The organism is Pontibacter sp. GD13 (assembly GCF_058216355.1).
Window position 1 is genome coordinate 215,543 of record NZ_JBYZMQ010000005.1, and the last position, 19,101, is coordinate 234,643.

The 19,101-nt window shown below is 51.8% G+C and carries 14 protein-coding genes; 10 read left to right on the forward strand and 4 right to left on the reverse strand.

The genetic code is table 11. The annotated features are described in order from the left end of the window. The first annotated feature begins 1 nt into the window (after window position 1). From nuoH to AC4BAN_RS09725, 3 genes are all read left to right on the forward strand, one after another. Window positions 2–1,069 (forward strand): NADH-quinone oxidoreductase subunit NuoH, encoded by a 1,068-nt coding sequence (nuoH, locus tag AC4BAN_RS09715; protein WP_490564201.1) that lies wholly within the window; start codon window positions 2–4, stop codon window positions 1,067–1,069. A gap of 86 nt (window positions 1,070–1,155) precedes the next feature. Continuing rightward, window positions 1,156–1,665 carry a NuoI/complex I 23 kDa subunit family protein gene (locus AC4BAN_RS09720; protein WP_490564202.1) on the forward strand — a complete coding sequence of 170 codons (510 nt, stop codon included), beginning with the start codon at window positions 1,156–1,158 and terminating at the stop codon, window positions 1,663–1,665. 4 nt (window positions 1,666–1,669) lie between these two features. Beyond that, on the forward strand, window positions 1,670–2,188 hold the full coding sequence (locus AC4BAN_RS09725) for an NADH-quinone oxidoreductase subunit J family protein (protein WP_490564203.1): 519 nt from the start codon (window positions 1,670–1,672) through the stop codon (window positions 2,186–2,188). Between the two features lie 93 nt (window positions 2,189–2,281). Here AC4BAN_RS09725 and AC4BAN_RS09730 read toward each other — a convergent pair whose 3' ends face one another. Next, a complete protein-coding gene (locus tag AC4BAN_RS09730) occupies window positions 2,282–3,325 on the reverse strand; it encodes a DUF6929 family protein (protein ID WP_490564204.1) in 1,044 nt (347 codons plus the stop codon). Between the two features lie 244 nt (window positions 3,326–3,569). On the opposite strand from AC4BAN_RS09730, the gene nuoK reads away from it, so the two are divergent. From nuoK to AC4BAN_RS09750, 4 genes are read left to right on the forward strand one after another with little or no spacing between them, the layout of a single operon-like run. Further along, complete coding sequence (gene nuoK / locus AC4BAN_RS09735) at window positions 3,570–3,899, forward strand: NADH-quinone oxidoreductase subunit NuoK (protein ID WP_490564205.1); 330 nt, start codon at window positions 3,570–3,572, stop codon at window positions 3,897–3,899. Window positions 3,900–3,941: 42 nt separating this feature from the next. After that, window positions 3,942–5,906 carry an NADH-quinone oxidoreductase subunit L gene (gene nuoL, locus AC4BAN_RS09740; protein WP_490564206.1) on the forward strand — a complete coding sequence of 655 codons (1,965 nt, stop codon included), beginning with the start codon at window positions 3,942–3,944 and terminating at the stop codon, window positions 5,904–5,906. Window positions 5,907–5,921: 15 nt separating this feature from the next. Beyond that, window positions 5,922–7,373, forward strand: coding sequence for a complex I subunit 4 family protein (locus AC4BAN_RS09745; protein WP_490564234.1), 1,452 nt, complete (start codon window positions 5,922–5,924; stop codon window positions 7,371–7,373). A gap of 45 nt (window positions 7,374–7,418) precedes the next feature. After that, window positions 7,419–8,801, forward strand: coding sequence for an NADH-quinone oxidoreductase subunit N (locus AC4BAN_RS09750; RefSeq protein ID WP_490564207.1), 1,383 nt, complete (start codon window positions 7,419–7,421; stop codon window positions 8,799–8,801). 403 nt (window positions 8,802–9,204) lie between these two features. On the opposite strand, the gene aspS is transcribed toward AC4BAN_RS09750, so the two are convergent. Both aspS and AC4BAN_RS09760 read right to left on the reverse strand, forming a co-directional pair. Next, window positions 9,205–10,968, reverse strand: coding sequence for an aspartate--tRNA ligase (aspS, locus tag AC4BAN_RS09755; RefSeq protein WP_490564208.1), 1,764 nt, complete (start codon window positions 10,966–10,968; stop codon window positions 9,205–9,207). Between the two features lie 73 nt (window positions 10,969–11,041). Continuing rightward, a complete protein-coding gene (locus AC4BAN_RS09760) occupies window positions 11,042–11,911 on the reverse strand; it encodes a glycerophosphodiester phosphodiesterase (RefSeq protein ID WP_490564209.1) in 870 nt (289 codons plus the stop codon). Window positions 11,912–12,033: 122 nt separating this feature from the next. Between AC4BAN_RS09760 and AC4BAN_RS09765 the strand changes: the two genes are divergently transcribed. Next, window positions 12,034–13,668, forward strand: coding sequence for a glycosyltransferase family 39 protein (locus tag AC4BAN_RS09765; protein WP_490564210.1), 1,635 nt, complete (start codon window positions 12,034–12,036; stop codon window positions 13,666–13,668). Between the two features lies 1 nt (window position 13,669). Here the strand turns inward: AC4BAN_RS09765 and AC4BAN_RS09770 are convergent, their stop codons facing one another. Further along, complete coding sequence (locus AC4BAN_RS09770; protein WP_490564211.1) at window positions 13,670–14,068, reverse strand: GtrA family protein; 399 nt, start codon at window positions 14,066–14,068, stop codon at window positions 13,670–13,672. 256 nt (window positions 14,069–14,324) lie between these two features. On the opposite strand from AC4BAN_RS09770, the gene AC4BAN_RS09775 reads away from it, so the two are divergent. Then, window positions 14,325–15,236, forward strand: coding sequence for an ABC transporter ATP-binding protein (locus tag AC4BAN_RS09775; RefSeq protein WP_490564212.1), 912 nt, complete (start codon window positions 14,325–14,327; stop codon window positions 15,234–15,236). A 123-nt stretch (window positions 15,237–15,359) separates the two neighbouring features. Then, window positions 15,360–18,992: an ABC transporter permease/M1 family aminopeptidase gene (locus AC4BAN_RS09780; RefSeq protein WP_490564213.1), complete on the forward strand. Its 3,633-nt coding sequence runs from the start codon at window positions 15,360–15,362 to the stop codon at window positions 18,990–18,992. Window positions 18,993–19,101 lie beyond the last annotated feature (109 nt).

Consider the following 19,101-nt stretch of genomic DNA (forward strand, 5'->3'; position numbering starts at 1 on the left):
TATGGAGTCTGTAGACCTGATTTACAAAGCGATATACATTCTGGTGATCTTCGGCATAACCCTGCTGATAGCCACCTATTCAACTTATTTCGAGCGTAAGATCGCGGCCTTTATCCAGGACCGCGTAGGCCCGAACCGTGCTGGTCCGATGGGTTTGTTGCAGCCCCTGGCCGATGCCGGTAAGCTTTTCTTTAAAGAGGACTTCATTCCGGCCATGTCAAATAAGGCGCTGTTCATTATCGGGCCGGGTATTGCCATGCTGGTGGCCACCATGTCCAGCGCCGTTATCCCTTTCGGAGATACGCTGCTGGTGGATGGGCACATCGTGTTCCTGCAGGCCATTGAAGTGAATATCGGGGTCCTGTACATTTTTGGCGTGGTATCGCTGGGGGTGTATGGCCTGATGATAGGAGGCTGGGCATCGAACAACAAGTTTTCTTTGCTGGGCGCTATCCGTGCGGCATCGCAGAACATCAGCTACGAGCTGGCCATGGGCCTTTCGCTGATCGCGGTGCTGATGCTGAGCGGTACGCTGTCGCTGCGTGAGATCGCAGCGCAGCAGGCTGGCTTTAACTGGAATATCTGGTACCAGCCACTGGGCTTCCTTATTTTTCTGGTGTGCGCATTCGCCGAAACCAACCGTACCCCCTTCGACTTACCGGAGAGCGAGGCCGAGCTGATTGGCGGTTACCACACCGAGTATGGCTCCATGAAACTGGGCATGTACCTGTTTGCCGAGTACATCAACATCTTTGTGGCATCGGCCGTGATGGCCACACTATACTTTGGGGCATACAACTTCCCGTTTATGCTGGAGCTGGAAGTGTGGCTGGCCAACGCGACGGACAGTGTCGTGCTGGCCAATAACGTTGTTACCCTGCTGGGCGTGGTAGTGATGTTTGCCAAGATCTTTCTGTTCATCTTCTTCTTTATGTGGGTACGCTGGACGCTTCCGCGCTTCCGCTACGACCAACTGATGAAGCTGGGCTGGCAGATACTGATTCCGCTGGCTATCCTGAACATCCTGCTAACCGGTGGCGGTATTCTGCTGAAAGACTATTTATTTTAAACTATCGTACCGAAATTTGAATGTTGCCGGCAGGTAACCTGTTAAGGGGAGGACGCTGCTCACGCAAATTCATAATCGAACTAGAAATGGAACCACTATCAAATAGAAGCAAGAAAGTGCAAAAAAGGGAAATGTCCTTTGCTGAAAGGGCTTATCTTCCTGCTATTGCTCAGGGGCTTGGCATAACGTTAAAACACTTTTTCAAAAAGAAAGCTACCATCATGTACCCTGAGCAAACACGCGAACGCAGTGATGTGTGGCGCGGTTTGCATGTGCTGAAGCGCGACGAAACAGGCGCCGAGCGTTGCACAGCCTGCGGGTTATGTGCAGTGGCCTGCCCTGCAGAAGCGATTACCATGACGGCAGGAGAGCGCAAGGCGGGTGAAGAGCATTTGTATCGGGAAGAGAAGTACGCCGTCACCTACGAGGTAAACATGCTGCGCTGCATCTTCTGCGGCCTGTGCGAGGAAGCGTGCCCGAAAGCAGCCATCTTTCTGCAGGATGATAAACTGGCCCCGGCCCGCTATGAGCGGGATGAATTTATTTACGGCAAAGACCGCCTGGTTGAGCCCCTGAAAACTACAGAAACGAAATAACCTGATGACAGAGAACCTGTTTTATTTCCTGACTTCGCTCACGCTGCTTTGCGCCCTGATGGTGGTGATCTCCAAAAACCCGGTACACAGCGTGCTGTTCCTCATCATTACCTTTTTCACTATTTCGGGCCATTACATTCTGCTGAATGCGCAGTTCCTGGCGGCGGTCAATATCATTGTGTATGCAGGAGCCATCATGGTGCTTTTCCTGTTTGTGATCATGTTCCTGAACATGGGCAAGCAGGCAGAAAAGAAGGAGAAAACCGCTCTTCTGAGTAAACTGGCAGGCACTATCGCCGGCGGCTTACTCTTCGTCGTGATGATCGCGGCCCTGAAAGACTCGGTTATCGTGGGCTATAACCCGGAAACCTACAATTCGCAGATCGGCATGGTAGAGAACCTGGGTGCCGTGCTGTTTACGGAATACCTGCTGCCTTTCGAGTTGGCATCGGTGCTGTTTCTGGTAGCCATGGTAGGCGCCGTGATGCTGGGCAAGAAAGAAGCCGGAGAACAGCATTTTTAAGACACATCCCTCTATCCGGAAAAGCAAAAGCCAGCACAGTAATTGTGCTGGCTTTTGCTTTTATGTTCTGCGCGGACAGGGCGCTATTTGTTCCTACTGTTCTACCTGCAACTCCACTTCCAGCAACTCCGATCCGCCTTTGTCATCATCCGACACCACGACCACTTTATACCTCCCCTCAGCCATCTCCTGCACTACCAACGACTCCGCTTTGCCTTTGTAAAGCGAGCCATCCTCGTTTTTTAGCTGCTCCACGGATGCCTGAAACGGATTGGCCGGGTCTGAGGCGTAGGGTAAGTCGCGCAGGTCGATCACGCCGATAAAACTGCCCAGCACCTCGCCATCCAACAGGGCATCGGGGGTGTCCTCTACCGAGGCCGTGAAAAACAACTTGCCATTTAAGGAGAAAGCCCCGGAGAAACCGGCGGTCTTGCCTCCTACTGCCGGCAAAGCAAAATGATAGACAGCCACGGGCGGGATTGCCCCCTCGCGGAGCAGGAAGTCTTTGAAATCATTGGTTTCAAAGCGGAACAATACATTTGAGGTGGTGGCTAGGGGCCGCTGCAACAAATAGGTGTAGGTGGCGTCCATGGCAAAGCCTTCTATGTTCAGCACGCCCTCGCTCTCTACCTTCAGCACCTTTTTAAGAAAAGCATACAAGCGGCTTAGATTCACCTCCCGCACCTGCCCCTTTTTTGAAAGATTAACCAGGAAGCCCTTGTTGCGGGCAGCACCTCCGCCCGAGCCCAACAGCAGAAGCATGTGATCGCGGCCATATATAAAATAGGCCATACTTTCCAGGTCGGGCTTTACGGCTTTGGGTATGCGCCCATCCCTGAAACTGGTGGTGTCGAACAGGGCATGCCTGCGCACAAGGGCATACTGCTCGTTAAGTTGGTACAAAAACGGGGAATCATCGCCTAGTACATGGTATGCCCCCAGGGCGAACTCCATGCCGGAAGCAGACGGCAAGTCAGAATAGTATTTTCTGGAAAGTGTGGCGGTTTCCAGTTTTATACTTTTCACAGGTCGGTTAGCCGTTGCACTGGCGACGGAGGAAGCCGTGGGTTCGCTTGATTTACAAGAAGTGAGCAGGCCCAACAGCAGGGCAATAAGGTAGAAAGAGTGCGCGCGCATTAGCAGTTGAATAAGTTTAAATTAGCTACGGATACACCCGGTAAAAGTATAGAATCGGCCCTTGCAAATTAAAAGGCGGATAGAGGACAGCAGCTGATTTTACCCCGAAAATTGCATAAAACCGGCACGGCGGGCACCAAAAGAAGTACTGAAATAAGTTATGGAATTTACAAAAATGGGGGTTAACTTTGCGACTTGATTTTTGGACAGTAAGTACACTATATTTCGTTCAGTCCCACAGAAGATGAACCACATACCTGAGGTAATCAGAACCATTCCATTAGAATATTATTTGTTCTTCAGCACGGCGCTTTTCGCAATTGGCGTCACGGGCGTGCTCACGCGCCGAAACGCGATCGTCATTTTTATGTGCGTAGAGTTGATGCTGAACGCGGTGAACATTTTGCTTACAGCCCTGTCGGCTTACCGCGCAGATGCCAGCGCACAGGTGTTTGTGTTTTTCATTATGGCCGTAGCGGCGGCAGAAGTATGTGTTGGCCTGGCTATTATCGTGATGACCTACCGCAACATCCGCTCCACCAACGTGCAACTGCTGAATTACCTGAAGTGGTAACAGCCCCTTTTTAACTCTGAATCGCTTAAAATCAATACACAGATGCAAGAAATTGTAATGCCGCTTAGCAACCAGGGAATGGCACTACTTTGTCTGCTGATTCCGATTTTGCCCCTGCTGGGCTTTATTCTGAATGGCTTAGGCAACCGCAAACTGGCTAAAGGCGCGGTAAGTTTCATCGGATGCGGCACCGTGCTGGCCTCCTTTCTGATCTCGGTCTACCTATTCATAGACTTCACGGCCAATGGCAGTCGCGCCTACACCGTGGATTTCTACAACTGGATCTCGGTGGGACAAATGCAGATCGGGTTCTCGTTCCTGATCGATCAGCTCACGCTGCTGATGATACTGATGGTGACGGGCATCGGCTTCCTGATCCACCTGTACTCAGCCGGCTACATGAGCCACGACGAGAATTTCGGTAAGTTTTTCGCTTTCATCAACCTGTTCATGTTCTCGATGCTGCTGCTTGTGATGGGTGGCAACTACGTGCTGATGTTTGTGGGCTGGGAAGGCGTAGGGCTTTGCTCTTACCTGCTCATCGGCTTCTGGAACAAGAACAACAACTATAACAATGCCGCCAAGAAGGCCTTCGTGATGAACCGCATCGGCGACCTGGGCTTTCTGCTGGGCATTTTCCTTATTTTCATCACCTTTGGGTCGGTAAGCTACCCGCAGGTTTTTGCAGAGGCTGCCCGGTACGCCGGCGGTATCGACTCTAACGTGATGATTGCCATTACCCTGCTCCTGTTCGTGGGCGCGATGGGTAAGAGCGCACAGCTTCCGTTGTTTACCTGGCTGCCTGACGCCATGGCGGGCCCTACCCCTGTTTCGGCCCTGATCCACGCGGCAACCATGGTAACGGCAGGCATTTATATGGTACTCCGCTCAAACGTACTCTACGTGCTGGCCCCCACCACCCTGGAGATTATTGCTATTGTAGGTGTGGCGACGGCAGTGCTGGCGGCCACCATCGGCTTGGCGCAAAACGATATTAAAAAGGTGCTGGCTTACTCCACGGTATCGCAGTTGGGGTACATGTTCCTGGCGCTGGGCGTGATGGCGTTCTCCTCTTCCATCTTCCATGTGTTAACGCATGCGTTCTTTAAGGCGCTGCTATTCCTGGGGGCCGGTTCGGTTATCCATGCCATGAGCAACGAGCAGGATATCCGTAACATGGGTGGCTTGCGCAAGTACCTGCCTGTTACCTTTATTACCTTCCTGATCGGGACGCTGGCCATTGCCGGTATACCGCCGTTTGCCGGCTTTTTCTCGAAAGATGAGTTGCTGGCGCACGTGTGGGAGCATAACAAGATCCTGTGGGGATTTGGAATGCTGGCCTCCTTCATGACTTCCTTCTACATGTTCCGCCTGGTGTTCCTGACTTTCTTTGGCACGTTCCGGGGTACTGCCTCACAGAAGAGCCACCTGCACGAGTCGCCTTTTTCCATGACCTTGCCCCTGATCGTGCTGGCCATACTTTCTACGGTGGGTGGTTTCCTGGGAATTCCGGCTGTGTTCGCAGAGAATAACCACGTGCTGCAAAATTACCTGGCTCCTATTTACAACTATGCGCAGGTTGCTAATGCTGCTGCTGTAGCACCGTTGCACATAGATCATGCTACAGAATGGATGCTGATGGGTATATCGGTAGCCGTAGCAGTTGTTGCCGCAGTTATTGCTTATGTAATGTATGTGAGCAAGAAAACAGTACCTGCACCGGAAGGTGAGCGTCTGTCTCCAGTCCACAACCTGATCTACCATAAATATTATATCGATGAACTGTACGACGCGATCATCGTTCGTCCGCTGATGTGGATGTCAACTACCTTTCACCGGTTCCTGGATGTGGTGGTGGTAGACGGTGTTGTGAATGGCTTTGGCAAGTTTGTGCTGCTGAGTGGCCGCACGCTGCGCTTTGCCCAAAGCGGAGTGATCGGGTTCTACATTTTGGTGATGGTGTTCAGCATCGTGCTGATCCTATTTTTAAACTTCTTTATCGGATAAGGTTCTAAGAAGATGATAATTACAGCTCTTATACTTTTCTGGCCCGCCTTAGCCGCACTGCTGGTGCTGCTAATCAAAGGGACGGGTGCCAAGAAAGTGGCCTTTGTGGCAGCGTTAGTCGAATTCGCGTTGTCTCTTTTTGCGCTCTCTGGTTTCAACATCTCCTACGGGGGCACGCAAATGGCCTTAAGCTTTCCGTGGGTGGAAAGCGCCGGCATCGGTTTCAGCATCGGCATGGACGGTATCAGCCTGCTGATGGTGCTTCTGACAACGTTCCTGGTGCCGCTGATCATACTTTCGTCGTTCAGGCATGAGTATAAAAACCCGAATGCCTTCTATGCGCTGATCCTGTTCATGCAGACCGGCCTGATCGGTGTGTTTGTGGCCATGGATGCGTTTCTGTTCTACTTCTTTTGGGAGGTTGCCCTGATTCCGGTATACTTTATCGCCGCCATCTGGGGGGGCGAAAACAGGGTGAAGGTTACGTTCAAGTTCTTTGTGTACACCATTTTCGGTTCGCTTTTTATGCTGGCCGCTTTTGTGTACCTCTACCTGCAAACGCCAGGTACCCATACCTCCGATATCAATGCCTTCTACCAGCTGGCCCTCTCGTCTGAGTCGCAGAGCTGGATCTTCTGGTTCCTGTTTATCGCATTCGCCATTAAAATGCCGATCTTCCCGTTCCATACCTGGCAACCGGATACGTACACCGAATCGCCTACGCAGGCCACCATGCTGCTTTCGGGTATCATGCTGAAGATGGGTATTTATGGCGTGATCCGCTGGCTACTGCCCATCGTGCCTTTTGGTGTAAGCCAATGGGATGAAGTGGTGCTGGTGCTGGCGATCATCGGCATCGTGTACGCATCGGTTATCGCCATTCGCCAGCGCGACATGAAGCGCCTGATCGCTTACTCGTCCATTTCCCACGTTGGCCTGATCGCTGCCGGTATCTTTACTTTAAATGAGCAGGGACTGCAGGGCGGTGTGATTCAGATGCTTAGCCATGGCATAAATGTGGTGGGTCTGTTCTATATCGTGGATATTATCTTTAGCCGCACCAACACTCGCGAGATCATCAGCCTGGGAGGCATCACACAAAACGCCAAAGCGCTCTCTATCTTTTTCATGATCCTGCTGCTGGGCACGGTGGCATTGCCGCTTACCAATGGCTTTGTGGGCGAGTTCCTGCTGCTTTCGGGTGTGTACCGATACAATGCCTGGTTTGGCGCTGTGGCAGGCTTAACCATCATACTGGGGGCGGTGTATATGCTCCGCATGTTCCAGGGTGTTATGTTCGGCAGCAAGTCAGAGCACACCGAAAGCTTTACTGACCTGACCCTGAACGAGAAGGCTGTGCTGGTTCCGTTGGTGATCATGGTGTTCTGGATCGGTTTGTTCCCGAACATGTTCCTGAGCATCTCAGAGCCGGCGGTCATGAACCTGCTGAGCATCATTAACCGCTAGGGCCAGCAAAGAAAAGATTAACGCGTTTATCAGAAATACGACGACATGACTTCGATTATACTTCTATCCCTGTTCGGCATTGTGAACCTGTTTATAGGTTTTATGAAGTCAAAGCGGATACTTTTGCCGCTGGCGCTGCTGTTTCTGCTAGTGGTGTTCGGTGTGAACCTGCTAAGCTGGAACGATACCCAGAGCTACTTCAACAACATGCTCACCATCGACAATTATGCGGTGGCCTTCACGGGAATCATGACCCTTACCACGCTCCTGCTTATCCCCTTCTCGCAGCGCTTCGTGGACGAAGGTGATGCCAACCTGGCCGAATACTACAGCCTGTTGTTGTTTGCGCTGGTGGGCGCCATTATGATGGTGAGCTACGAAAACATGATCATGCTTTTTGTAGGGATTGAGATCCTTTCGATCGCCATGTACGTGCTGGCCGGAAGCAATAAGAAGAGCCTGCGCTCTAACGAGGCGGCCTTGAAGTACTTCCTGATGGGGGCGTTTTTTACCGGTATCCTGCTTTTCGGGATCGTGATGATCTATGGGGCTACCGGCACCTTTAACATCACTGAAATAGGTGCGGCCCAGATAGCCACGGATGGTGTGATGGGCTCCATGTTTGTGCTGGGCCTGCTGCTGGTGGTCATTGGCATCTCCTTTAAGATTTCTGCCGCCCCGTTCCATTTCTGGACGCCGGATGTGTACGATGGTGCTCCCACCTTCTTCACAGCCTTTATGTCTACGGTAGTGAAAACAGCTGGTGTGGCCGCTTTTTATAAATTGATGGCTGCCGCTTTTGCCGCCTCTTACACAACCTGGTTCCCAACGCTGATAGCGATCACGGTGCTGACGCTGATCGTAGGAAACATTGGGGCCGTGATCCAAACCAGTGCCAAGCGCATGCTGGCCTATTCCAGTATTTCGCACGCAGGCTACCTGCTGATGTCGCTGATCGCTTTTAACGAGCAGTCTGATGCATCGATCCTGTTTTACTCGCTGGCTTACTCTGTTGCTACGGTGGCAGCATTCGGCGTGCTTAAAATGGTGGCTGCCCAGCGTGGCTCCGAAAAATACGAGGCTTTTAACGGGCTGGGCAGAACCAACCCGCTCTTGGCTTTTGCCATGACGGTGTCCATGATGTCTTTGGCCGGTATCCCGCTTACAGCTGGTTTCTTCGGTAAGTTTTTCGTGTTCTCCTCCGTGCTCCAGGATGCCAACCTGATGTGGCTGGTTGTTATAGCGGTTATACTTGCAGCCGTAGGTATTTACTATTACTTCCGGGTGGTGATTGCCATGTACATGCAGCCTGCCGGTAACTACGAAAAAATTAAGGTGGGCCGTTTTGCCTCCTTCACTTTGATCTTTATAACCGTGCTGACTTTTTTACTTGGGATCGCCCCGGCGCTTGTAAGCGACATCCTGTAAGACCGGTTTAAAACATACTTTTACAGAAGGGGCGGCCTGCATTAGGTCGCCCCTTCTCTTTTATACTTTCATTAGAGTAATCGAAAGCAAAGCAATGCAGCCATTGTAAAAGCAGGCTCTCTGTTCACGATGCTGTATAAACCCACCAACCAACTACCCAACAACTGTAAACCTTTTGCGAATAACTTTCCTATACTTACACACACGGCTTATCAACCTGTGTTATCCACATATCCACAGCGCAAGCGCGATATGTAAGCATAGCATCCGAGAAAGCCTGAAACAACGGGTGCAAGATCCTGACTTATCCACAAATAGCTCTGGAAAACTGTTGAAATGTGCATAAACAAGGAAGGCTGCCTCCAGAACAGGGGCAGCCTTCGCTTTTAAATGTAGGTATTAACTATTTATGGTGCGGTGTATCCCTCATACGAATGTGTAATTCATCAAGCTGCTCTCCCGAAATTGTAGAAGGAGCGTCGATCATTACATCGCGGCCCGAGTTGTTTTTGGGGAAGGCAATATAATCGCGGATGGAATCGGAGCCGCCGAACAGCGAGCAAAGTCTGTCGAAACCAAAGGCGATGCCACCATGCGGCGGCGCGCCGTACTCGAACGCATTCATCAGAAAGCCGAACTGCTTCTCAGCCTCGGCCTTCGTAAAGCCCAGCAGGTGAAACATCTCTTCCTGCAGCCTGCGGTCATGGATACGGATAGAGCCTCCGCCTACTTCCACACCGTTGATCACCATATCGTAGGCATTAGCCCGGATGGCACCCGGCTGGTCATCGATCAGCTCGATGTCTTCTGGTTTGGGGGCTGTAAAAGGGTGGTGCATCGCATGGTAGCGCTGCGCAATCTCGTCCCACTCCAAGAGCGGGAAGTCGATAACCCAAAGGGGCGAAAACACTTCCTTGTCGCGCAGGCCAAGGCGCTCTCCCATCTCCAGACGCAGCTCACTCAGGGCCTTACGGGTTTTCTCCTTGTTTCCGGCCATAATCAGCAACAGGTCGCCGGGTTCGGCGCCGAAGGCATCGGCCCACGCCTGCAGGTCGTCGGCAGTATAGAATTTATCTACCGACGATTTAATGCTGCCGTCCTGGTTTACACGGGCATATACCAGGCCGGTGGCTCCGATCTGTGGCCGCTTCACGAAGTCAGTCAGTTCATCGAGTTGCTTGCGCGTATAGTAGGCTGATGCTTTTGCATTGATACCAACTACCAGCTCAGCATCGTCAAAAACTTTAAAGTTCCGGCCTTTTACCAAAGGGTTCAACTCCACAAAACGCATGTCGAAGCGGGTGTCCGGCTTATCGGACCCGTAAAAACGCATGGCGTCGGCGTAGGTCATACGCGGCAATGGGCCCAGGTGTATCCCTTTAACCTCCTGAAAAAGGTGCGCGATAAAGTGCTCGAAGGTGTTGAGGATATCCTCCTGCTTCACAAACGACATCTCGCAGTCTATCTGCGTGAACTCCGGCTGCCTGTCGGCACGCAGGTCCTCATCGCGGAAACACTTCACTATCTGGTAATATTTATCTACTCCGGCCACCATCAGTAGCTGCTTAAAGGTCTGCGGGGATTGCGGCAGGGCATAGAATTCGCCAGGGTTCATGCGACTGGGCACCACAAAGTCGCGGGCCCCCTCGGGGGTAGACTTGATGAGCACCGGCGTTTCCACCTCCATAAAATAGTGGCTGTCCAGGAAAGCGCGTGTTTCGCGCATCATACGGTGGCGCAGCTCCAGGTTCCGGCGCACGGGGGCGCGGCGCAGGTCCAGGTAGCGGTATTTCATGCGCAGGTCGTCGCCGCCGTCCGTCTCATCCTCAATCATAAAAGGCGGCAGCTTCGATGCATTCAGAACCTCCAACTTGTGTACTGTTATCTCAATGTCACCGGTAGGGATCTTGTCGTTTTTAGAGTAGCGCTCCACCACTTTGCCAACCACTTTGATCACATACTCCCGGCCCATGTTCCGTGCTTGCTCCAGAATGGCAGGCGAAGTAATACCTTCTTCAAAAGTCAACTGCGTAATGCCGTAGCGGTCACGCAGGTCGATCCACAGCATGCCGCCCTTATCGCGCAGGCGCTGTACCCAACCCGTTAGGATAACTTCTTCACCAATATTGGCCTGGCGTAATTCGCCGCAAGTATGAGATCTAAACATAGTGAATTATAGATATGGTGTTTTACAAATGTACTAATTGTATTTCCGTTTACTTTAAGAAAGGTGAAGTTGTTTACTTGAGCAACTTTTCTGCCGCCTCTACATTATTCACCTGAATGGCATGGGGGTGCAGGGCGATCATTTTCTCAATCCTGGACCGGGCTTTGCCGCCAAAGAGCACCACCTGCAGGCCATACTTGGTGGCTCGTCGCATCTGATCCGGTGTGATTTCCTTGCCATTGACACAAATTCCCTGAAAATGATTAGCCAACGCCAGACCCAACGATTCCTCAAAACCGGCATCGGCATCCATCACCAGGTTAACACGGGGCTCTACGGCACGAAACGCATTCAGAAAATCAGCATCGTGCGAGATAAACGTCAGCTTATCGAGTGGGTAGTTATACTTGGCGAGCAGGGCCATCACAGTTTCAGCGTAAGCCTTGTTGCGGTGGGCCTGCTGGTTGCGCAAGTCGAGGTGCAGGTACGGAAGCGCGGGGTAAGTGGCGAACCGCTGCAGCATCTGCTCCATGGAAATGACCTTCTCACTATGAAAAAGCTCGTAAAAGAAGCCTCCCTGGTACGCCAGGCCCACCACGTCGGCGGCCTTCAGGGTATCAATTACACCGCTGGCCGCCGTCATCGACTCCAGGGTAACGTCGTGGTACAGTATGGGAACGCCGTCCTGGCTGAGCTGCACATCCACCTCCACGCCGTCGGCGCCATGGGTTTCTATCGCCTTTACAATAGAGCCCATGCTGTTAGGAGGAAGCGGGTTGAAAGGGTTGATCGGGTACAGAAAGCCCGACCCGGCATGCCCCAGCACCAACACATCCGACTCCAGCTTTGGCGCCTGCCCAAACGGGTAACCCAAGCCAAATGCCAGTAAAAGCATCATGCCGGCGCCCATTATTCCCAAGCCTGCTTTTTTGGATCTTATCAATTTAAAACACCTGTATAATCTGATTTTATTACCTGATTTTAGTCACATCAGACAATTAAAAAGCGAAGGTAACACCAAATCTTTTAAATACCCTTAAATTTGCCCTGTTCAACCCGCGCATTATGTCAGGCACTTCCAGATCTTCGGTCACTAAAGTTTTCACAGCAGATGCGGCTACCTTGGGTCAACCCCAGGAGCGGCCGCTTATCCCGTTGTCTGTCATACTTTTAGTGGCTTTTATAATACGCATGCTGGCTGCTTTTTACTCGAAAGGATATGCTTTCAGCGACGACCACTTTGATGTGATCACGATTGCGCAGGGCTGGCTGGACGGCCTTCCCCTGTGGCTGAACGAGGCCATGCCGCCGCGCCACAGCATGCTGTACGTGCTGCTGCACTACGCTATTTTTTATGTGCTGGAAGCTTTCGGCATTTTAAGCCCCGATGTTAAAATGACGGTGGTGCGCGTGCTGCATGGCCTGTATTCCCTTTTGGTTGTTTACTACGGGTATAAGCTAACCGAAAGGCTCTCGAATAAGGCGAATGCCCGGCTGGTGGGCCTCATGCTGGCGCTGGTCTGGTTTATGCCCTTCATGAGTGTGCGTAATCTGGTGGAAATGGTGTGCATTCCGCCTTACCTGGCAGCCTTTTACCTGATGCTGAAAGCCGGGCAGGAAAAGCGCCAGAAGCTGTTGCCTTATTTTTGGGCCGGTGCTTTGTTTGCCCTGGCCTTCACGTTCCGTTATCACACCATGCTATTCGGTGTGGGTGCCGGCTTGGTGTTGGTGTACCATCGGCAGTGGCGCGAGGCGTTCAGTTTACTGGCTGGCTTTGCGCTGGCCGCCACGCTGATACAGGGCACCATCGATGTGATCTACTTTGATTACCCCTTCCATTCTATCGTTGCCTACTTTTTATACAACACCGAGAATGCCTATAATTACAGCACCGGCCCCGTTTACCGCTACCTGCTCACGATCCTCGGTTTCCTGGTGCCTCCGGTAAGCGCTTTCCTGTTGGTTGGCTACGGCAGAACGGCTAAGCTGGCCCCGGCTATATTCTGGGGCGGGCTTATCTTTTTTGTGGCGCACTCGCTTTTTCCCAACAAACAGGAGCGCTTTATACTTCCGCTGCTGCCCCTGGTCATGATTTTGGGTGTGATCGGGTGGCAGGATTTTGTGCGCAGCTCACGCTTCTGGCACAAGCGCCGGAAGCTGCTGGCAACTTGCTGGGGCTTTTTTTGGGTGCTAAACCTGATAGCCGCCGTAGGGCTGGCCTTTACCTATACCAAGAAAAGCCGAGTTGCCCCGTTGGTGTATCTATCGGAAAAACAGAACATGGATGGGATCGTGCTGGAGTTCGGCAACCACAGCGTAAAGACTCCCCCACTATTTTACCTGAACCGCATCAGTGCCGAGTACGAGGAATACATAACGGACAAAGACATGGTGTGGGCCGATTATGTAGCAGGCAAAAAGACATTACCCCAGGAGTTTGTGATGGTGTATACTTTGAACGGCGACAAAACAACCGATTCGCTGGCGACTCAGATACAGCAGGCTGCTCAGAAACCGGATTATGTGGTCGTGATGGGCACCGACGACCTGCCAGAGCGCATGGCGCGGCTGCAAACTTTATTCCCCTCCCTTACCCTGACACAAACCATTACGCCCTCTCTGTATGACCAGCTCCTGCATTTGCTCAACCCGCGCGTACACAAGGATGAACGGGTACAGATCTATGCGATAAGGAAGTAAACTAACGCGTAAAAGTATACAGGTAATTAACCGAGAAGTTCCAGAGGAACACCAGCACAATGGCGCAGAATTTGGCCACATAGAAGTTAAGCCGCATAAAGCGCTCCGTAAGCAGGTAAATGATGAGGTTGTTGAGCAGCAAGCCTACCAAGGCTACCACCAGGAACTTAGAGAACTGCCAGCCTATTTCGGGGTCCAGGCTATGGAAGGTCCAGATGCGGTTGAGGTAGTAGTTGCTCGCGCTGGCAAGTATAAAACCCAAACTGTTCGCCGCGTATTTGTTCCAGCGCAGTTTCTCTTTGGCCACATAGGTAACCCCAAAATCCAGCAGCAGCCCGGAAAAGCCCACGATCCCGAACTTAAAAAATTTAAAAACCAGACTTTGTAACTGTGACGGCATGGGTTGTACGTTGGCGGCGGCGCTGTTTTAAACCTGATCAGCGTGCAGCATCGTGCAAAAATAGCAGACTGAACACAGCCCACCAAATCCTTGCGTGTATTCCCTCCATCCAGTCAATCCTGCGCTCCATCGACATCAACCTGCTCCCAAATGTGTTTTGTCGAGGAAAGGCTTGTGTTAGTATAGTTTATTTTGAATGCTTGCAAAGAATTATTTACTTGATTAGTAATAAGTTCTACCTCAACGCTTCATTATTATGGAATTAGTCATACAGAACCTGTCCAAAACCTATCCCAACGGCACCAAGGCGCTCCAGAACATCAACCTGACCATCCCGAAGGGCATGTTTGGCTTGTTGGGGCCAAATGGAGCCGGAAAATCTTCGTTGATGCGTACCATTGCCACCTTGCAGGAAGCTGACCAGGGTAGCATTACGCTCGGCAACCTGAATGTGCTGCAGGAGAAGGAGGAGATGCGAAAAGTATTGGGCTACCTTCCACAGGAGTTCGGGGTTTACCCGAAAGTGTCGGCTGAGGAAATGCTGGACCACTTTGCAGTGTTAAAAGGAATCAGTAATTCCAAAGAGCGCCACGCCATTGTGAGCGCCCTGCTGCAACAGACGAACCTGTATGATGTGCGCAAAAAAAACCTGGGCGGCTACTCGGGGGGCATGAAACAGCGCTTTGGCATTGCGCAGGCTTTGCTGGGCAACCCCAAGATTATTATTGTGGATGAGCCAACCGCGGGCCTGGACCCTGCTGAGCGAAACCGTTTTCACAATTTATTAAGCGAGATCGGCGAGAACATCATCGTGATCCTTTCCACACACATTGTGGAGGATGTGACAGACCTGTGCCGCAACTTTGCTATCATCAATAAAGGAGAAGTATTGCTGGAAGGCGACCCGCTGCAGGTAATCGACGACCTGAAAGGCCGCATCTGGCGCAAGTTCATACACAAAGACGAACTGGCTCAGCACCAGTTGCAGCATGAGGTGATCTCCTCGCGCCTGTTTGCCGGAAAAACCATAATCCATGTGCTGGCTGATGCCCTTCCCGATCCAGCGTTTGAGGCCGTTGCCCCAGACCTGGAGGATGTATACTTCAGCAAAATACACGAAGCCGCACAGCAGGAGCGCACTGCTCCTGAGGCCGTAGCTGCCCCTTAAGCGCAGGGTCAAACTGTTTCGGCCAGCCCCACCTCATCTTTTAGGATAGAAGTTGGAAAGGTTTAAAGCACGGCACATAAGGTTCCCCAGCAGTTTTCATTCATCATTTATACTTGTTAAAAGATGTTTACAGAAATCTTTTTATTTGAGTTGAAGTACAGGCTGAAAAGGCCCGCTACCTATATCTATTTCGGCCTGTTTTTTCTGATGGCTTTTTTGGCCATGCTCGGGCTGGCCGGTGCCTTTGGCGGCAATGTTATTATCGGCGATGCCAGCGGCGGCAAAGTATACGCCAACTCGCCTTACCAGATCAACTGGATCGTGACGCTGCTGAGCTGGTTCGGCGTGTTGATTACGTCTGCGATGATGGGTACCCCCATTTTCAGGGACTTTGAGCACAAGACGCACTCCCTGTACTATACCACGCCCATCAGCAAGGCCGGGTATTTGTTCGGGCGCTTTTTTGGTTCTTTCCTGGTTACGCTGTTTGTTTTTCTGGGCGTGGCGCTGGGTGCCTGGGCAGCCACCCTGATGCCTTGGGTAGAACCAGACAAGATCGGGCCGTTTAACCTGATGTGGTACCTGCAGCCTTACCTCACCATCATCATCCCGAACCTGATCCTGACCGGGGCGATCTTCTTTACGCTGGCAACCCTTACCCGCAGCGCGCTTTCCATTTATGTGGGAGGTGTGATCTTTCTGGTGCTGTACGGTATCTCCAGCAGCCTAACCGGCGACCTGGATAATGAAACCATAGCGAATTTGCTGGACCCACTCGGGGCCTCTGCCATTTACTACACCCAGCGTTACTGGACTACGGCCGAGCGTAACACCCTCATGCTTCCGTTTAGCGAGTATGTGCTGGTGAACCGCGCCCTCTGGACCGGGATCGGCCTGGCGCTACTTGCCTTCTGTTATTTCCGGTTCAGTTTCTCGTTTGCCAACGCAGGCATAAAGTTGTTCCGTAAGCGCAACAGCGCCGAAGCAGCCGGGGCCTTTGTGCCTACCGAGCGCTTGCAGCTGCCCAAGGTCAGTCAGCATTTCTCTTTTAAACTAAGCTGGCAGCAATTCCTGAAACTTACCAAGCTCGAATACAAGGGCGTGGTGAAGAGTTTATACTTTGTTTCTATTGTGCTGGCAGGCATTATTTTCCTGTTTGTTTCCGGCTCGCAGATCGGCAAACTGTACGACACCAACTTCTTCCCGGTTACCTCGCAGGTGGTGCAGATCCTGAGCGGCACCTTTGCCTTGTTTTTCCTGATCATCATCACGTTTTATGCCGGCGAACTTACCTGGCGGGAGCGTGACAACAACATTAACCAGATTTACGATGCGCTCCCGATCCCGAACTGGGTGCCGTTTGCCTCCAAGCTGCTGGCCCTGGTACTGGTGCAGGCTACCTTGCTGTTTGTCATCATGTGCTGCGGCATCCTGATCCAGACGTTTAAAGGCTACTATAACTACGAGCTCGACCTGTATGTAAAAGGCCTTTTCGGGATGCAACTGGTAGAGTATACCATGCTGTGCGTACTGGCCATGCTGATACAGGTGATGGTGAACAACAAGTACCTGGGCCACTTCATCATGGTGGTATACTTCCTGCTCAACATCTTTAAAGGGCAACTGGGCTGGGAGCATAACCTGTATAGCTTCAACTCCGACCCTGGCATTACCTATTCTGCCATGAACGGCTACGGGCACTTTGTATGGCCTTTCACCATCTACAAAATCTATTGGGCCGCCTTTGCGCTGCTGCTGGCCGTGCTTGCCAACATGCTGTGGGTGCGCGGGTCCGAATCGATGCTGAAGTGGCGCTTTAAACTGGCCGCCATGCAGTTTAACAGGCACACCATGGCCGTGGCAGGCGCGGGACTGGCCATATTCCTGGTAACGGGAGGCTATATTTTTTACAATACCAACATCCTGAACACCTTCCGAACCTCCGACCAACAGGAAGAGCGCCTGGCCCAGTTCGAGAAAACCTACAAAAAGTATGATGGCCTCCCGCAGCCGCGCATTACCGATGTAAACCTGCAGGTGGACATTTACCCCAAAGAGCGGACCTTCGCTTTTAAAGGCTATTTCTGGCTCAAGAACCGCCACAACCAACCCATCGACTCCATACACCTGATGCTGGACGATGCGGCGGAAGTAAAGCGCCTGGCCTTTTCCAAACAGGCCAAGCTTGTGCTGAACGACACGGACAACGGCTACTACATCTACAAACTAGCCCAGCCCTTACAACCCGGCGATTCGATGCAACTGAACATGGACCTGCGCTACGAAACCAAAGGGTTTCGGAACAGTGGCTCTAACACCGGCATCGTTTACAACGGCACGTTCATAAACAGCCAGTACCTGCCCAAGATCGGTTACCAGAACGGTGTTGAACTAGGCGACGACGATATCCGGAAAGAGCATGGCCTGGCCTCGAAACCACGCATGGCCGATGTGAACGACACCGAGGCCCGTAAAAACACCTACATCAGCAACGAGGCCGATTGGATCACTTTTGAGGCGACTGTCAGCACCATCCCAAGCCAAATTGCCATTGCCCCGGGTTATTTGCAGCAAGAATGGACCAAGGACGGACGCCGCTATTTCCATTATAAAATGGATGCTCCCATCCTGAACTTCTACGCCTTCCTGTCAGCGGAATACGAGGTAAAAAAGGACAAATGGGTAGGAAAAGACGGCAAAGAAGTGGCCATTGAGATCTACTACCACAAGGACCACACCTACAACCTGGACCGGATGGTAAAAGGCGTGAAAAAGTCGCTGGATTATTTTACGGCCAATTTCAGCCCTTACCAGCACCGCCAAGTGCGAATCCTGGAGTTTCCGGCCTATGCCTCCTTTGCCCAGTCGTTCCCGAACACCATCCCATTTTCGGAGTCAATCGGGTTTATTGCAGACGTGGATGACAGCGACCCGGAGGACATCGACTACCCGTTTTACATAACGGCGCACGAAGTTGCGCACCAGTGGTGGGCACACCAGGTAATCGGGGGCAATGTGCAGGGCTCTGTGCTGATGTCAGAAACTATGAGCCAGTACAGCGCCCTGATGGTGATGAAGCATGCCTACGGCGAAGAGCAAATGAACAAGTTCCTGAAGTATGAACTGAACTCATACCTGGTGGGGCGCACGGCAGAAAGCAAGAAAGAGCTACCCCTTTACCGTGTAGAGAACCAAGGCTATATCCATTACCGAAAGGGAAGTGTGGTGATGTACGCCCTGGCAGACTACATTGGCGAGGACAAGCTGAACGAGGCCCTGCAGCGCTACATCAAACAAGTGGCCTTTCAGGATGCGCCCTATACCAATTCGGTAGAGTTTATGCACTACATTCGCGCCGCGGTTCCGGACTCAATGCAGTATTTGGTAACCGATATGTTCGAGAACATCACGCTGTACGAAAACAAGACCACGGCCGCGAACTACCAGAAACTGAAGAACGGGAAGTATAAAGTCACCTTCACGGTAGATGCCAAAAAACTGTATGCCGATAGCCTGGGTTCCGAATCGGAGGCCAAAATGAACGACTGGGTTGATGTTGGCGTGCTGGCCCGCAAAAAAGTGAACGGCCACTGGCAGGACTCCCCCCTTTACCTCAAAAAGCACAGGCTGAAATCCGGAGAGAACAAATTTGAATTTATAGTAGACCAGGAGCCGGCCAAAGCAGGCATTGACCCTTACAATATGCTGATTGACCGCAATCCCTCCGATAATACAAAGACATTGTCGGAGAGCTGATGCAGCACCGGCAATAGGCATACTTGTTTAAGGTGAGATGTGAGTAAGTAATGCCTTGATGTTCCAATTATCTACGTGACATAGTAAAGAAGCCATACCTGCTGGGTAT

Excerpts from the sequence above, each read along its gene's own strand:
- AC4BAN_RS09780 (WP_490564213.1), top strand. The coding sequence starts at position 15,360 with ATGTTTACAGAAATCTTTTTATTTGAGTTGAAGTACAGGCTGAAAAGG.
- AC4BAN_RS09730 (WP_490564204.1), bottom strand. The coding sequence starts at position 3,325 with ATGCGCGCGCACTCTTTCTACCTTATTGCCCTGCTGTTGGGCCTGCTC.
- AC4BAN_RS09775 (WP_490564212.1), top strand. The coding sequence starts at position 14,325 with ATGGAATTAGTCATACAGAACCTGTCCAAAACCTATCCCAACGGCACC.
- AC4BAN_RS09720 (WP_490564202.1), top strand. The coding sequence starts at position 1,156 with ATGGAACCACTATCAAATAGAAGCAAGAAAGTGCAAAAAAGGGAAATG.
- AC4BAN_RS09750 (WP_490564207.1), top strand. The coding sequence starts at position 7,419 with ATGACTTCGATTATACTTCTATCCCTGTTCGGCATTGTGAACCTGTTT.
- AC4BAN_RS09770 (WP_490564211.1), bottom strand. The coding sequence starts at position 14,068 with ATGCCGTCACAGTTACAAAGTCTGGTTTTTAAATTTTTTAAGTTCGGG.
- nuoK (WP_490564205.1), top strand. The coding sequence starts at position 3,570 with ATGAACCACATACCTGAGGTAATCAGAACCATTCCATTAGAATATTAT.
- nuoH (WP_490564201.1), top strand. The coding sequence starts at position 2 with ATGGAGTCTGTAGACCTGATTTACAAAGCGATATACATTCTGGTGATC.
- AC4BAN_RS09765 (WP_490564210.1), top strand. The coding sequence starts at position 12,034 with ATGTCAGGCACTTCCAGATCTTCGGTCACTAAAGTTTTCACAGCAGAT.
- AC4BAN_RS09725 (WP_490564203.1), top strand. The coding sequence starts at position 1,670 with ATGACAGAGAACCTGTTTTATTTCCTGACTTCGCTCACGCTGCTTTGC.
- nuoL (WP_490564206.1), top strand. The coding sequence starts at position 3,942 with ATGCAAGAAATTGTAATGCCGCTTAGCAACCAGGGAATGGCACTACTT.
- aspS (WP_490564208.1), bottom strand. The coding sequence starts at position 10,968 with ATGTTTAGATCTCATACTTGCGGCGAATTACGCCAGGCCAATATTGGT.